This window comes from Pseudomonas sp. 2VD, from assembly GCF_005503585.1.
Lineage (GTDB): Bacteria > Pseudomonadota > Gammaproteobacteria > Pseudomonadales > Pseudomonadaceae > Pseudomonas > Pseudomonas aeruginosa.
Genome location: NZ_SCND01000115.1, coordinates 1 through 15,469, shown reverse-complemented (window position 1 = coordinate 15,469; position 15,469 = coordinate 1). Strand labels below are relative to the sequence as shown.

Sequence of the window (15,469 nt, the reverse complement as noted above, 5' to 3'; positions counted from 1 at the left end):
AGCCCGGCCAGCGAACCCGCCGTGGTGCACATCCCACGATGCTGAACGCCGCTTCTCCACCGCGCGATCCCGCCGCCCTGCCGCGCCTGCTGCTGACCCTGGCCGCGTTGCTGCTGCTCTGGCCGGGGCTGCGCCTCAGCGAACTGGATATCCCCGGCCTGTTCAGCGGCGACAACGCACGCACCATGGGCGGTTTTCTCGCCGGCTTCTGGCCGCCGGCGCACGATCCCGAGTTTCTCGCCCTGCTCTGCCGCGCGACCCTGGAAACCCTCGCCATCGCCACCGCCGGCATGGCCCTGGCCTGGCTCCTGGCGTTTCCCGCCGCACTGCTGGCGACCCGCGCCCTGTCGCTCTCGGCGCTGCCGCGCGGCGGCCTGCCGGCCTGGTGGGCACGGGCGCTGCGCTGGCCGGTGCGCGGCCTGCTGATCCTCCTGCGCAGCGTGCCGGAAATCGTCTGGGCGCTGCTGTTCGTCCGCGCCGTGGGCCTGGGGCCCACCGCCGGGGTGCTGGCCATCGCCATCACCTATGCCGGCATGCTCGGCAAGGTCTACGCGGAAATCTTCGAGTCGGTGGATCCGCGCCCCACCCGCGCCCTGCTGCTGGGCGGCGGATCGCGGCTGGCGGCGTTCGCCTACGGGGTGCTGCCGAACGCCGCCGGGGAAATGATTTCCTACACCGTCTATCGCTGGGAGTGCGCGATCCGCGCTTCGGTGGTGATGGGCTTCGTCGGCGCCGGCGGCCTCGGCCAGCAGATCGACCTGTCGCTGCGGATGTTCGCCGGCGGCGAGGTTGCCAGCATCCTGCTGACCTTCCTCCTGCTGGTCCTCCTCGCCGACCTGCTGAGCCGCTTCCTGCGCGGGAGGCTGGCATGAGCCGGACCTGGCGCCTGCTGCTCTGGCCGCTGCTGGTGGTGACCGCGGTGGGCGCCTCGTTCGCCTACCTGGACATGGACACCGCAGGTCTTTTCAGCGGCAAGGGAATGGGCCAGATGGCCGCCTACGCCAGCGAGTTCTTCCCGCCCGACCTGTCCGCCCCGCACCTGCGGGCGATTGGCCGGGGGCTGCTGGAAACCCTGGCCATGTCGGCCATCGGCACCCTGCTGGCGGCACTGCTCGGCCTGCTCTTCGCGCTGCCAGCGGCGGGTCGCTTCGGCGTGCCGGCGCAGAGCCTGGCGCGACTCCTGCTCAATGCGCTGCGCGCCGTGCCGGAGCTGGTCTGGGGTGCGCTGATGGTGCTGGCGGCCGGGCTCGGGCCGAACGCCGGGACCCTCGCCCTGGCCCTGCACACCGGCGGCGTGCTCGGCCGGCTGTTCGCCGAAGCCCTGGAGAACACCCCGGCGCAGCCCGCCGAGGCCTTGCGCCTGGCCGGCAGCGGACGCCTCGCGGCATTCGCCTATGGCACCCTGCCGGGGGTCTGGCCGCAACTGGTGGCCTATACCCTGTACCGCTGGGAGAACAATATCCGCATGGCCAGCGTGCTCGGTTTCGTCGGCGCCGGCGGGCTCGGGCAGATGCTCTATTTCAGCCTCAGCCTGTTCCAGCAGGCCCAGGCCGCCACGGTGATCCTGGCCATGCTGGTCCTGGTGCTCGGGGTCGACAGCCTGAGCGCCTGGGCGCGGCAGCGCTGGGTCAGTCAATAACCTCCCTTAGGAAATTTCCGAATCCCGTCGAAGATCGGCCATCATCGACGGTCAGAGACATCGGGGAGGCGGCTTGCGCCTCCGCTCATCCAGGGAGAGGAAAATCATGCGTACACCACTGCTATCCGCGCTACTGCTGGGCCTGCTGGCCCTCGGCGGCTGCAGCCTGCCCCAACAGCAGGCCGGCGCGCCGACCGAGCAGCGGCTCGGCACCCAATGGGGCGAAGGCGTCGCCTCGCCGGTCACCTCGGTGGCCCTGCAACGTCTATCGGAGCAACCGGTCGATCGCCGCCAGGTGTTCTACAGCGCGCGGCGCTTCGACGGCCCGGCGCTCAAGGAACTGCCCCTGGCCAAGGGCCGGGTCGGCTTCGCCGTACTCGACGAGGATGGCGGCAAGTTCGACCTGGTGCAGCACCGCAGCACCCTGCAACTCCAGGGTCGTGAAGGCCAGCGCTACCGACTGTGGCTGAACAACCTCGGCAGCGCGACCTACGAGGTGGTCGCCACGGTAGACGGCCTGGACGTGCTCAACGGCCAGCCGGGCAGCCTGAAGAACCGCGGCTATGTGCTGGAACCGGGCGAGAACCTGGTGATCGAGGGCTTCCGCAAGAGCGAACGGGAAGTCGCGGCATTCCGCTTCGCCAGTCCCGACGATGCCTACGCCAGCAACAGCGCGGCCGGCGACAGCCGCAACCTCGGCGTGATCGGCGTGGCCCTGTTCGAGCTGGACGCTCCGGCCAGCGGTCGCGAGGCGCCGGCCGACGGACCGCAGGCATTTCCCGCCGACGCCCGGAACGGCGGCGGCTACGCGCCGCCGCCGCGCTATCGCGACTGAGGCATCTTCACGAAAACTGCGCGGCGGCGTTCCTTCATAAGCAATCCATCTCACAGGAGCCGCCGATGAACCGCTTTTCACTGCCCCGCCCCGACGCACGCCAGTGCGTCGCCGGCCTGGGTTTCTCCGCCCTTCTGCTGCTGGCCTCCTCGGCCAACGCCGCCGCCTGCCGCGACATCACCAGCGTGCAGCAAAGCGCCGACGCCACGCGCAATACCTCGATGGGCGGCCACGTGACCCAGCACATCTACGGGATGACGCCGCCGTCCGGCTCGTCGCAGAAAGACAAGACCCTGTTCAAGTCGAGAGGCAACTACGACGCGGCCTGGCGCCAGTACGGATACATCGACAATCCGGTGGCCTGCAGCGGCAACAGCAAGTTCCAGGTGGTTTCCCTGGAGAAGCTGCACATGGGCAAGATCGATGCCTACTCCTGCAAGCAGGCCGACGGCCAGGGCGTCTGCACGCGCTGGGATACGTACATGGCCAAGGAGATTTCGTACGGTTTCGTCCTGAAGGACGGCAAGTGGATCCTCAATACCCTCTACCCGATTCCCCTCGACTAGGGCGCAGGCCGTCCGCGCCGGCCGCCCCATTGCAGGGAGCCGGCGCGGCCGTCCGGGTCAGAAGGTCAGCGTGCCCAGGCCCATGCCCGGGTCGCTGAAGCCGGAGCGACCATCTTCCATGCGACCGCTGAAACGCCGCAGGAAGCTGTCCGACCCCTGCGCGCTGACGCTGAAGTCGTACCAGTTGCCGCTGCTGCGCAGCGAATAGCGGACTTCCCGACGCTGTCCCGGCGGCACGTTGACGGTACGCCGCTCGCCCTGGCGATAGACGTTGTCCTTGACCGTCAGCTTGACCGGATGGCGGCCACGGTTGATCAGTTGCACGCGCAGGTTGCCGAACAGCGGCTCGTAGTCGATCCGCACTTCCGGCAGCGGCGCCTTGCGCTCCGCCAGATCGCGCCGCAGGTTGCCGCGGAAGACCCGGAGGAAACCGTTCGGACCGTGCACTTCCAGGTGGTAGTCGCCGCTGGCGTCGCCCTGGAAGCTGTCGTGCAGGCGCTTGCGCGCGCCAACGGTGTAGCGTTTCGGCGGGTTCTCGCTGTCGAGCAGGTCGAACACCTGGAACACCGCGCCGGCCTTGCCGGTGTTGGCGAAGGTCAGGCTCAGCGCGTCTCCGCCGCTGCGGTAGCGCGCATGCACGCCCAACTCGTAGGGCAAGGCGCGGGCCGGACGGATGCCCATTTCCTGCTTGGGCATGGCGGCCACCGCCGGCGGCTTCGGCTTCGGCAGCTTGATCTGGCTGGCGACGATGGCGTCGGCCTGGCTGGTGTCGGGCAGTTCGGGGAACGGCTCGTTGTTCGGGTTGGCGAAGTTGAACGCCGAGGTCAGGTCGCCGCAGACGGCACGACGCCAGGGACTGATATTCGGCTCCATGACCCCGAAGCGCTGCTCCAGGAAGCGGATCACCGAGGTGTGGTCGAACACCTGGGAGTTGACCCAGCCGCCCTTGCTCCACGGCGAGATCACGTACATCGGCACCCGCGGGCCGAGGCCGTAGGGCTGGTTGCGATAACGGATATCGCCCTTGGTGTGCCATTCGAGGGTGGCGTCGGCGGTGGTCTTGCCGCGCAGCGTGCCGTCCTTGTTCAGGCTCGGCGCGGCCGGCGGGGCGATGTGGTCGAAGAAGCCGTCGTTCTCGTCGAACATCACCAGCAGCGCGGTCTTGCTCCAGACCTCCGGGTTGGCGGTCAGCGCGTCGAGTACCCAGGAAGTGTACTCGGCCCCCCAGATCGGGCTGGACGGGCCGGGGTGTTCGGAGTACTTGGCCGGGGCGACGATCCAGGACACCTGCGGCAGGCTGTTGGCCAGCACGTCGCGCTTCAGCGCATCGAGCTTCCAGGTGCTCAGGCCGTTGACGATCAGCGGCGAGTCAGGCGCCGCGGCGCGGTACTGGCGGAAGCCGATCAGCGGGTTGTCGGAGAAGTTGTCGGCCATGTCCTGGTAGACCCGCCAGGTGATGCCGGCGGCCTGCAGGCGCTCGGGATAGGTGGTCCAGATGTAGCCCTGCTCCACCGGGCCGTTGCTGTCGTGGTCGTTGGTGGTTACCGGGCCGCCGTGCTGGCCGAGCGGGTCGTTGGTACCGGTCCAGAGGAACAGCCGGTTGGGGTTGGTGCCGCCCTGGAACGAGCAGTGATAGGCGTCGCAGATGGTGAAGGCGTTGGCCATCGCGAACTGGAAGGCGATGTCCTGCTCCTTGTAGTAGCCCAGGGAACGCTCGGTCTTGGCCGGCAACCACTTGTCCATGCGCCCTTCGTTCCAGGCCTGCTGGGCGTCCGGCCAGGTGTGCGGGGTACCGTCGACGCGCTGGGCGCTGGTGGTGCTGGTGTCGAAGTGGTAGGGCAGGATCTCGCCCTTGCTGCCCTTCTGGTGCCAGACCCGCTGGCCGTCGGGCAGCGGGATCGCCATGCGGTCGCCGAAGCCGCGGACGCCCTTGAGGGTGCCGAAATAGTGGTCGAAGGAGCGGTTCTCCTGCATCAGGATCACCACGTGCTCGACGTCCTTGAGGTTGCCATGCCGGCGGTGCGCGGGAATCGCCAGGGCCGCCTGGATGCTCGACGGCAGCATGCTGGTGGCGACGGTGGCGCCGACCGTACCGGCGGCCAGGCGGATGAAGCTTCTTCTGCTTTTCGAAATCATCGGGGGGACTCACCAGGTCAGGGTGTGGCACAGGGCTGCCGAGCGCATCCATGACGCCCGCAGGCTCACTCGGCAGCAAGCTGTTCGAACCCCGACGACGCTAGTGAGGGAAAAAGACGCTTTGGTTTCAACACGCTTTGCAACAACTATTCATGCCAACTTCGTCACAATTTCAGATCAAGATTTTGGTCTAGGCCAGATTCCACTTGACAGCCTTCGCCGGCACTCTCCTCACACTCTTCCCCGCCATTGCAGGAGCAATACCCCCGCCACCACCAGCGCCAGGCCGAGATAGCCCTCCCAGGACAAACGGCGCACCGGGAAACCGGCCCAGCCGAACTGGTCGCAGAGCGCCGAGACCAGCATCTGCCCGGCCACCACGCACGCGATGAAAGTGGCGGCGCCCAGGCGCGGCGCGACCAGGATCGCCACCGTCAGGTAGGCCGCGCCGAACAGCCCGCCGAGCCAGCTCCACCAGGGCGCGCCGCCGAGGCTGGCGGTAGCCGGCAGCGGCACCCGCACCAGCAGCAGGCCCAGGCAGACCGCCCCGAGGCTGACGCCCAGCGAAGTCAGGCTGGCGCTCAGCGGATGGCCGAGCAGGCGCCCGAGCAAGGCGTTACTGCCGGCCTGCAACACCACCATGCCGCCCACCGAAACTGCCATCAGTACCATCAGATAATTGGGCATGCTGATTCTCCTCCTCCGGCCCTTGCCTCTGGAGCGGAGTTTTTGCTATCCACTTCGCGAATGGAAATCGATAGTTGGTACAGCCTCCATGCAGCAGATTCATGACCTACGCCGTATCGACCTCAACCTGCTGGTGGTGCTCGACGCGCTCCTCAGCGAGCGCCACGTGTCCCGCGCGGCGCAGCGCCTGGCCATGTCGCAGCCGGCGGTCAGCCACGCCCTCGGGCGTCTCCGCGAACTGTTCGGCGATCCGCTGCTGGTGCGGGTGAAAAGCCGCATGCAGTTGACCAGCCTGGCGCTGGAGCTGGCGCCGAAGCTCCAGGCCAGCCTCGACCAGGTGCGCGGGGTGATCGGCGGGCCGGCCTTCGAGCCGGTGCGCAGCCGGCGCCACTTCCGCCTGGGCATGTCCGACTACGGCGCCTGGGTGGTGCTGCCGGCGCTGCTGCGCCAGCAACAGGCGCTGGCGCCCGGGGTGAGCTTCGGGATAGTCCAGGAACCGCGCCTGGAAACCGCCCGGCAGGTCGCCGAAGGACAACTGGACTGCGCGCTGGGGGTATTCCCCCTGCTTCCGGAGGGCGTGCGCGCCAGGCGCCTGTTCGAGGAGCGTTTCGTCTGCGTCTGTCGGCGCAGCCTGTTCGACCGCCCCGACGGCCTGTCCCTCGACCGCTACCTGGCGGCCCGCCATGTGCGCGTCTCGCTACAGGACAACCCGGCCGAGGAAGTCGACAGCGCCCTGGAAAAGCGCGGCCTGCGCCGGCAGGTGGCGCTGACCCTGCCGCACTTCACCGTGGCCCCGGCGCTGCTGGCCGGCACCGACCTGGTACTGACCATCGCCGAGCGCATCCTCGAACGCCTGCGGCTACCCGAGGAACTGGCGGTCTGCGAGCCGCCGCTGGCGATCCCGCGCTTCGACTACGTACAGATCTGGCGCGGCGACGCCGAGCGCGAAGCGGCCGGCGCCTGGCTGCGGGAACAGATCCAGGCGGCGGCACGGAAGATCTGAAGAAGAGTCAGGAAGGCTTTTCCAGCTTGCGCAGCATCTCGCCGACACGCTCGCCGAGCATTTCGTTGGCCGACAGCTTGAGGCCGCGCGCCAGTTCCACCTGGACCACGTGTTCCGCCAGCGGGCGCAGGCGCAGGAACACCTTGGCCAGCTCCTGCAGGTCCGGCGCCCCGGGCAGCAGGTCGGTGCCGCGGCCGTCCACCAGGTGGGTGACGATCAGGCGGACGATCCCCGCCGCCAGGTGCTCGGTGTCGCTACGCAACTCGCCGAGGTGATCGAGCAGCGCCTCCAGCGGGATGCCGCTGCGGTACAGCTCCAGCCCGGCCTGGAACAGCCGCGGGCTGGGGATCTTCATGCGCTCGCCGTCGAACAGCAGCAGGCCCAGCGCCTGGGCCTTGTCGATCACCCGGTCGTTCAGTTCGTCGCCGAAGATCGCCTGGAGTTCGTCGAAGCCGATGCTGCCGGGCGTCTCCAGGTTCCACTCGCCGATGATCGCCTGGTCCAGGCCGAGCACGTGGTCGAGGTCGCGGCCCTGTTCCCAGGCCTCCAGCAGTTCCTTGATGTTGGCGCTGGAATAGCCGCGCTCGAGCAACTGGTTGATCAGCCGCAGGCGCTTGAGATGGCTGTCGAAATACACGCCGACCCGGCCGCGCCGCTCCGGCGGCGGCAGCAGGCCGCGGTCCTGGTAGGCACGCACGTTGCGCACGCTGCTGCCGGCCGCGCGCGCCAGTTCGTCGACGCTGTATTCGCGGGCATCCTCGGCGGACGGCTGCTCGCCACGTTGCAGCAGGCGCTGCAGGAGGGTCAGGGGTGTGCTCATGGAGGCGGATCATAACGAGGCCCGCCGAACGGCCACAACCTCCGGGGGCGCAACGCTCTTTGCCGGCGTCCGGATGCGCGGGCGCCAACCAAAGACTGGACTCGTCGGTCAGCCGCTTCTCCGACACCGCCGCCAAAACCCGGGGGAAACGTCCCGAGCCTTCTGCCCCGGGCCTTCCGGCGCCGGTAGCAAGTGCCGTAACACCGGCGTGAAGAGACTTCCCAGGGCTGGCGCAACGCCTGCTTATGGGCCAGCATCAACCATGACATCAATCAATGTCACAATAACGACAAGCCAGCCTGGAGAGAGCCATGTCCCAAGGCGCCTGGGTACCCACTCCCGACGATCTCGATCACTTCCGCCAGGTCCAGCGACTGGCCTATACCTGCTGCGAAACCATCCACGGCGAACTGCGCGCCGGCATCAGCGAGAGGGAAGCCGCGGCGCTGATGAAGACCTGGCTGCAGGATCACGGCGTCGACGACTGGTTCCACCAGCCCTTCGCCTGGTTCGGCAGCCGCACCTCGTTCAAGGGCTTCGACGGCCTGCGTCATCTCGGTGGCTTCAACCTGGCCTTCTACCCCGGCAAGCAGCGCCTGGAGGAAGGCATGCCGTTCATCCTCGACTGCGCGCCGACCCTCGGCGCCTATACCGCCGATGTCGGCTACTCCGGCGCGCTCGGCCACAACCTGTTGCAGGAGCGGCTGATGGACGACCTGCTGATACACCGACGCATCATCCTCGACCTGGTCCGCGAACGGCGCCCCCTGGCCGAAGTCAGCCAGGCGGTCGACCGGCTCTGCGTGATCCAGGGCACCCTGCCACGGCACAAGGCCTATCCCTTCGAAGTGCTCGCCCATCGCGTGGAAAAGCTCGGCAACCGCCGCGGTCCCTCGGTGGCGCGCTTCGGCGTGCGCAACCTGTACACCCTGACGCGCAACGCGCTGGTCACCGGCAAGCGCGAAGGCTGGTCGCCGCTGTGGTCCAGCGGCAAGCGCTCCGAGCACCCGCCGACGCCCGGTCTCTGGGCGGTGGAACCGCACCTGGGGCTACGCGGGGTGGGCGCCAAGTTCGAGGAACTGCTGGTAGTCACCGAAGACGACGCCTACTGGCTCGACGACGACCTGCCGCACGTCCGCCGCTGGCAGGCGCGCGGCCTGCTGCCGCAAGCACGGGAGGCCGCATGAACGCGCTCCTCGCCCTCCCCGACCTGCAGCCGGAACGGCTGTTCGTGCAGTCCGGCGACGTGCGCCTGGCGGTTCATTGCTGGGGCGCGCCGGACAACGACAAGCCGACGCTGCTGATGGTGCATGGCTACCCGGACAACCACGAGACCTGGCTGCCGCTGATCCGCCAACTGGCTGGGCGCTACCGCATCGTCGCCTACGACGTGCGCGGCGCCGGCGCTTCGGACAAGCCACGCTGGAGCCGCGACTACCACCTGCAACGGCTCAGCGAAGACCTGCAGGCGGTGATTCGCGCCACCAGCCCGGACCGCCCGGTACACCTGCTGGCCCATGACTGGGGCTCGATCCAGACCTGGGAAAGCGTCACCGATCCGCAGTGCCGACCGCTGATCGCGTCCTATACCTCGATCTCCGGGCCCTGCCTGGACCATGTCGGTTTCTGGATGCGCGAACACCTCAGGCAGCGCAGTCCGAAGGCCCTGAAAGCGGTATTCGGCCAGTTGCTCCACTCCTGGTACATCGCCTTCTTCCATACCCCCGTCGTACCCGAGCTGCTCTGGAGCGCCGGCCTGGCCCGGCTCTGGCCGCAGTTCCTGAAGCGCGCCGAAGGCGTCCGCCATCCGCAGGTCAACCCGACCCAGGCCAGCGACGGCCGGCACGGGGTCAAGCTGTACCGCGGCAACTTCATCCGCAGCCTGTTCCGTCCGCGCAAGCGCCACACCGAAGTGCCGGTGCAACTGATCGTACCGACCCGCGACCGTTACGTCGGCGCCCAGCTGTTTCAGCACCTCAGCCTGTGGGCGCCACGCCTGTGGCGGCGCGAGGCGAGCGTCGGCCATTGGCAACTGCTGGCCGAGCCGGAGCAACTGGCCGGCTGGCTCGGCGAGTTCATCGACGCCCAGGAAACCGGCGAGTCGCCGCCGGCCCTGCAACGCGCCCAGGTCCGCCCCGACGCGCGCTCGATGAGCGGCAAGCTGGTGGTGGTCACCGGCGCCGGCGGCGGCATAGGCCGTTCGACCCTGCTCAGCTTCGCCGAGCGCGGCGCCAGCCTGCTCGCCGCCGATCTCGACCTGGAAGCCGCCGAACGCAGCGCCGAACTGGCCCGCGCCCTTGGCGCCACGGCCCATGCCTACCAGGTCGACGTCGGCGATACCCAGGCCATGGAGCGCTTCGCCGAGTGGGTCCGCGACACCCTCGGAGTCCCGGATGTGGTGGTCAGCAATGCCGGCATCGGCATGGCTGGGCCGATGCTCGACACCTCGCCTGCGGAATGGGAGCGCCTGCTGCGGGTCAACCTGTGGAGCGTGATCGATGGCTGCCGCCTGTTCGGCCGGCAGATGGTCGCGGCGAACAAGCCGGGGCACCTGGTCAATGTCGCCTCCGGCGTGGCCTTCGCGCCGTCGCGCAACTACCCCGCCTACGCCACCAGCAAGGCCGCGGTACTGATGCTCAGCGAATGCCTGCGGGCGGAACTGGCCGGACGTTCGATCGGAGTCACCGCGGTGTGCCCAGGCTTCGTCGATACCGGCATCGTCCAGGCCACCCGCTTCGTCGGCATGGACGCCGAACGCCAGGCGCGGCGCCAGGCGAAGATCCAGCGCTTCTACAAGCGACGCCGGCTCAGCCCGGACACCGTCGGGGAAAAGCTGGTGCGCGCCGTGGAGCGCAACAAGGCGGTGGTCTCGGTGGGCAGCGAGGTGCACCTCGGCGCCCTGCAATGGCGCTTCGCGCCCTGGGCCACGCGGTTTCTCGCGCGCTTCGACCTGACTTCCTGAGAGCCTGCCATGAGCGAATTCCACCACAAGCTGGTCCAGCGCAAGGTCCGCTTCGACTTCAGCGATACCCCCCTGCACTGGGTTCCCGGCGAAGCGGAAGCGTCCCAGGTGATGAACGTCCTGCACATGCTCCTGCCTTCCGGCGAACTGTGGTTCTGCCGCCTCTACAACAAGGCCCTGCCGTTGGTTAGCGACGCCCGCCTGCGCGACGACGTGCAGGGTTTCATCCGCCAGGAAGCGATGCATTCGCGGGCCCACGACGGCGCGATCCAGCGCTACCTGAGCAGGTTCGACATCGACTCCAAGCCGTTCACCGACAAGATGGATTTCCTTTTCGAACGCCTGCTCTGCGACTACCCGCTGGGGCAGAACCGCCTGACCCGCGCCCTCGACGGCTGGTGGCTGCGCCAGCGCTGCGCGATCATCGCCGCGGTGGAGCATTTCACCTGCGTGCTCGGCAAGTGGGTGCTGGAGGCCCGGGAGCTGGATCGCCGCGGCAGCGACCCGGTGATGCTCGACCTGCTGCGCTGGCACGGCGCCGAGGAAGTCGAGCACCGCAGCGTCGCCCACGACCTGCACGTGCACCTGGGCGGCAGCTTCGTCACCCGGCAACTGACCATGCTGTTGGTCATCGCGATACTGGTCTACCTGCTCGCCGACGGCACCCGCACCCTCCTCGACCAGGACCCGAGCCTGCGCGGCGCCAAGCGCCAGGGATTCCTACGAACCTGGTGGCGGCTCGGCAAGCAGGGCCTGCTGCCGAACCTCGCGCACACCTTCCGCGACGTCGCCCGCTACTTCAATCCCTGGTACCACCCCGAGCACGAGGCGAATACCCAGGAAGCCCTGGAATACCTGGCCAACTCGCCGGCGGCCCGGCGCGCAGCGAACGCCTGAAAACAATTCACTGGAAATACCGGCAAGCGCCGCGGAAGCTGGAACTTTCCCGGCGCTTGTCCATTGTTACGTCAGGTCGAGTCAAACAAGCCGGCAGACGGAAGGTAATTTCCATAAGCCTGAAAAATGGCGCTCGATAGAATGATTGAAAATAACGGGCGCGCGACGTGAGACTTTGCAAAAGCCAGCCACTCTTGCCGATGGCACTTTGAAAGCAAGCAAAATAAAAGTAAGAAAAGTTACCCTATCGATCGGAAATTAAAGAAAGAAAAGCGAGCGAGAAGAGAATCGAGAAATACGCTCTTCGCGCCCGCCTTCGTATTTATCCGGCCTGCGGAAACTCACTGGCCAGGCAGCGTGATCTCCCGTTCCGAAACGATGATCTTGTTGACCAGGCCGTACTGCACGGCTTCTTCCGCGTTCAGCCAGAAGTCGCGCTCGGTGTCGGCGCTGATCTTCTCCGGCGTCTGCCCGGTGGCTTCGGCGAAGATCCGGTCGAGGCGTTCCTTCATCCGCACGATCTCGCGGCGGTAGATCTCGATGTTGCTCGCCGGCCCCTGGATGCCGCCCGACGGCTGGTGCAGAAGGAAGCGGGTATTGGGCAGCGAATAGCGGTTTTCCTTGTCCGCCGCGGCGTAGATCAGCGCGCCGGCGCTGGCTACGCTGCCGGAACCGATCATGATGACCTTCGGTGTGATGAAGCGGATCGCGTCGAAGATCATGTCGCCGGACTCGACGTGACCACCCGGGGAATTGACGAACATGTAGATCGGTTCGTCGCTGATCGAGGCGAGGATGTGCAGCTGCTGGACGACGTCCTTGGCCATCTTCTCGTCAACCCCGCCGGTGACGAACACCTTCCTGACCTTGAGCGCGTACTCCATCAGCTTGGCGCCGATAGCGCCGTGGGAGTCGCCGCCTTCGCGGTCCTTGTCATCGGTTTTCATGCAACCTCCTGGAACTGTTGGTAATCCATCCGGCAAACCTTTCAGGGCATGCGTTCGTTGTTCGCCAGGGCGCGGATATATATCCGTTAATGCGCCTCTTCCGAGCGGCCCATTATGCATCAGCCAGACACTTTCGAAAGGCTTGCTTCAACTTCGAAAAGACCGGCGAAGGTAATCTCGTGAAGCATAGCCATACAGGGCCGCGACGCACGTTTCCCGGAACCTAACAGATTTGTAAGTTGCCTCGTAAATACCTACCAGAATTAACAGTTAACAACGCGATTACCCTGCAAGAATTAACAGCTATTTCTTCGAGCCTGCCAAAAGTAATAGTACACCCCGCTCTTGCTTCGGGTGCCGCCGCTTCCCTGCCAACCACGCTGGCTACGGCGCGCTGAACCGTCGACGGGTGGAACCTGTCCGGCGAGGCGTGCGGTGCCCGTGTTCGCCGAATCGATGGATTGTTGAAGAGGACGCAGGGATGGTTCGTTTCGCTCGCTTGCCGCTATCACCCTACCAACGGGACATCTGGGTCGCCGCCGCGCAGTTTCCGGAACTCGACCAGTACACCATCTTCAGCTACGACCGCTTCACCGGCGAGGTCGATACCCAGGCCCTGGAACGGGCGCTGCTGCAGGCGGCGCGAGACACCGAGGCGTTCCGCCTGCGCCTCGGCGAGACGGACGGTACGCCGTACCAGTGGCTGGACACAGATGCCGAGTTCGAGGCGCGCCACGTCGACCTGCGCGCCGACCGCGACCCCGAGGCCGCCGTGCGATCCTGGTTGCGCGACGCCTTCCGCCACGCCTACCCGCTGGACGGCCGCAGCCTGGTGGACCTGGCCCTGCTGCATAGCGACCAGGCGCTCTACGTCTACGTGCGCACCCACCATATCGTCAGCGACGCCTGGGGCCTGCAGCTATTCCTCAGCCGGGTGCGCGCCGGCTACCTGGGCGAGCTAGGCGAGCCACAGGCGCAGATGCCGACGGCTTCCCTCCTGGCGCAACTCGAGACCGACGACTACTCCGGTTCGGAACAGTACCGCGGCGACCGCGCCTATTTCGCCGAGGCCCTGGAGGGCCTGGAGCCGGCCCTCTTCACCCGCAGGCGCCCGGCCGGGCTGCGCCGCACCGCGCGCCACAGGCTGACGCTGGAACGCACACTGCTCGATGCGATCCGCGATCGTGGCGAATCGCCCTTCCTGTTCCTCTCCGCCGCCGTGGCGCTGTACCTGGCGCGGATCCACCAGAACGACGACGTGGTCCTCGGCGTACCGGTGCTGAACCGCGCCGACCGCGCGGCCAAGCAAGTGGTCGGGCACTTCGCCAATACCCTGCCGCTACGCATCCGCACCGCGCCGGAACAGACCGTCGACGAATTCCTGGCGCAGTTGCGCGAGGCGACCCGGACGCTGCTGCGCCACCAGAAGATGCCCCTCGGCGACCTGTTGCGCGGCGCCTCGCCACTGTTCGACACCACCCTTTCCTACATGCGCTGGCCCGCCGCCCAGGCGATCCCGAACGCCAGCGTCGAGACCGTGGCGCAGACCCACGCCCATGACCCGGACGCGTTGGCCATCTGGGTCTCCGAGTTCGACGGGCACAGCGACGCACAGGTGGATTTCGAATACGCCTGCGATGTGTTCGACGCCGACTTCCCCATGGACGCCGCGGCGCGGCATATCGAAACCTTCCTGCGCGCCCTGGTGGAGGGCGGCGAGCGCCGCCTCGGCGAACTCGATCCGCTGTCGGCCGCCGAGCGCGAGGAACTGATCCACACCCGCAACGCCACCGACCAGGCATTCCCCGAGCAGGCTACCCTGCCCACGCTGTTCGCCGAGCAGGTGGCACGCACCCCGCAACGCACCGCGCTGCTGGAAGCCGACGGCGGCACGCTCAGCTATGCCGAGCTGGACGCCAAGGTCCAGGCCGTGGCCGACGCCCTGCGCGCAGCGGGTGTTAGCGCCGACGAGCGGGTAGCGCTACTGGTCGCCCGCGGTCCCCACCTGCTGCCGGCTATCCTCGGCGTGCAGCGCGCCGGCGGCGCCTATGTGCCGATCAATCCCGACCATCCCCTGGAGCGCGTCCGCCTGCTGCTGGAAGACTGCGGCGCCCGCGTGGTGCTGGTGGACGAACGCGCGGCGACACTCGGCGAGAGCCTGGGCGAGACGCGCGTGCTGCACCTCGAACGCCTGCCGCAGAGCACCGGCGACCTGCCGGCGGCCAACGTCGCGCCCAGCGACCTGGCCTATGTCATCTATACCTCCGGCTCGACCGGCGTGCCCAAGGGCGTGATGGTCGAACACCGCTCGGTGGTCAACCGCCTGAACTGGATGCAGCGTCGTTATCCGATCGGCGAACGCGACGTGCTTCTGCAAAAGACTCCGGTGACGTTCGACGTATCCGTCTGGGAACTGTTCTGGTGGAGCTTCACCGGCGCCCGCCTGTCGCTGTTGCCGCCCGGCGCCGAGAAGGACCCGCGGGAAATGCTGCGAAGCATCCAGCGCGACGCGGTCACGGTCATCCACTTCGTGCCGTCGATGCTGACGCCGTTCCTCGACCTGCTCGACGGCGACCCGACCGCCCGCACGGCGGCAAGCTCGCTGCGCCTGGTGTTCTGCAGCGGCGAAGCCCTCGCGCCGTTGCAGGTCGCGCGCTTCCGCCGGCTGTTCGGCGACGCCGTGCGACTGGTCAACCTGTACGGACCGACCGAGGCCACCGTCGACGTGTCCGACCATGAATGCGCCAGCGACAACCCCACGCGGGTCCCGATCGGCCGGCCGATCGACAACCTGCGCCTGTACGTCCTCGACCGCGCGCTCAGGCCGCAGCCCCTCGGCGCCGTCGGCGAGCTATATATAGGAGGCGTCGGCGTCGCCCGCGGCTACCTGAACCGGCCGGAGCTGAACGCCGAGCGCTTCCTCGCCGACCCCTTCGTCGCCGGCGGCCGTCTCTACCGTACCGGCGACCTGGCCCGC

General features: G+C 67.6%; 13 protein-coding genes. 9 read left to right on the top strand and 4 right to left on the bottom strand.

Annotated elements, in window-relative coordinates; translation table 11 throughout:
- The first annotated feature begins 38 nt into the window (after positions 1-38).
- From FFS27_RS14755 to FFS27_RS14740, 4 genes are all read left to right on the top strand, one after another.
- Positions 39-872 carry a PhnE/PtxC family ABC transporter permease gene (locus tag FFS27_RS14755; protein WP_022579668.1) on the top strand — a complete coding sequence of 278 codons (834 nt, stop codon included), beginning with the start codon at positions 39-41 and terminating at the stop codon, positions 870-872.
- Positions 869-1,639 (top strand): phosphonate ABC transporter, permease protein PhnE, encoded by a 771-nt coding sequence (phnE, locus tag FFS27_RS14750; protein WP_023100902.1) that lies wholly within the window; start codon positions 869-871, stop codon positions 1,637-1,639. Before FFS27_RS14755 ends, phnE begins: the two co-directional genes overlap by 4 nt.
- Before the next feature lie 106 nt (positions 1,640-1,745).
- On the top strand, positions 1,746-2,474 hold the full coding sequence (locus tag FFS27_RS14745) for a hypothetical protein (RefSeq protein ID WP_023100901.1): 729 nt from the start codon (positions 1,746-1,748) through the stop codon (positions 2,472-2,474).
- A gap of 65 nt (positions 2,475-2,539) precedes the next feature.
- Positions 2,540-3,040 carry a hypothetical protein gene (locus tag FFS27_RS14740; protein WP_021265088.1) on the top strand — a complete coding sequence of 167 codons (501 nt, stop codon included), beginning with the start codon at positions 2,540-2,542 and terminating at the stop codon, positions 3,038-3,040.
- 57 nt (positions 3,041-3,097) lie between these two features.
- On the opposite strand, the gene FFS27_RS14735 is transcribed toward FFS27_RS14740, so the two are convergent.
- On the bottom strand, positions 3,098-5,176 hold the full coding sequence (locus FFS27_RS14735) for a phosphocholine-specific phospholipase C (RefSeq protein WP_021265089.1): 2,079 nt from the start codon (positions 5,174-5,176) through the stop codon (positions 3,098-3,100).
- Positions 5,177-5,407: 231 nt separating this feature from the next.
- Positions 5,408-5,863 (bottom strand): DMT family transporter, encoded by a 456-nt coding sequence (locus FFS27_RS14725; protein WP_003158318.1) that lies wholly within the window; start codon positions 5,861-5,863, stop codon positions 5,408-5,410.
- Positions 5,864-5,951: 88 nt separating this feature from the next.
- On the opposite strand from FFS27_RS14725, the gene FFS27_RS14720 reads away from it, so the two are divergent.
- Positions 5,952-6,866: a LysR substrate-binding domain-containing protein gene (locus FFS27_RS14720; protein ID WP_003138279.1), complete on the top strand. Its 915-nt coding sequence runs from the start codon at positions 5,952-5,954 to the stop codon at positions 6,864-6,866.
- Between the two features lie 7 nt (positions 6,867-6,873).
- On the opposite strand, the gene FFS27_RS14715 is transcribed toward FFS27_RS14720, so the two are convergent.
- A complete protein-coding gene (locus tag FFS27_RS14715; RefSeq protein WP_016562146.1) occupies positions 6,874-7,686 on the bottom strand; it encodes a MerR family transcriptional regulator in 813 nt (270 codons plus the stop codon).
- Positions 7,687-7,997: 311 nt separating this feature from the next.
- Between FFS27_RS14715 and FFS27_RS14710 the strand changes: the two genes are divergently transcribed.
- The 3 genes from FFS27_RS14710 to FFS27_RS14700 are packed head-to-tail and all read left to right on the top strand — an operon-like array spanning position 7,998 to position 11,545.
- The gene (locus FFS27_RS14710) at positions 7,998-8,873 is read left to right on the top strand and encodes a M24 family metallopeptidase (protein ID WP_023091511.1); all 876 of its coding nucleotides are present in this window, start codon (positions 7,998-8,000) and stop codon (positions 8,871-8,873) included.
- Positions 8,870-10,648 (top strand): SDR family oxidoreductase, encoded by a 1,779-nt coding sequence (locus FFS27_RS14705; RefSeq protein WP_009313698.1) that lies wholly within the window; start codon positions 8,870-8,872, stop codon positions 10,646-10,648. The genes FFS27_RS14710 and FFS27_RS14705 overlap by 4 nt, the downstream gene beginning before the upstream one ends.
- Positions 10,649-10,657: 9 nt before the next feature.
- Complete coding sequence (locus tag FFS27_RS14700; RefSeq protein ID WP_003091705.1) at positions 10,658-11,545, top strand: metal-dependent hydrolase; 888 nt, start codon at positions 10,658-10,660, stop codon at positions 11,543-11,545.
- Positions 11,546-11,886: 341 nt separating this feature from the next.
- Here the strand turns inward: FFS27_RS14700 and FFS27_RS14695 are convergent, their stop codons facing one another.
- Positions 11,887-12,492 (bottom strand): ATP-dependent Clp protease proteolytic subunit, encoded by a 606-nt coding sequence (locus tag FFS27_RS14695; protein WP_003110959.1) that lies wholly within the window; start codon positions 12,490-12,492, stop codon positions 11,887-11,889.
- 481 nt (positions 12,493-12,973) lie between these two features.
- Here FFS27_RS14695 and FFS27_RS14690 point away from each other — a divergent pair.
- A partial coding sequence (locus FFS27_RS14690; RefSeq protein ID WP_137952075.1) for a non-ribosomal peptide synthetase occupies positions 12,974-15,469 on the top strand: 2,496 nt, incomplete at its 3' end.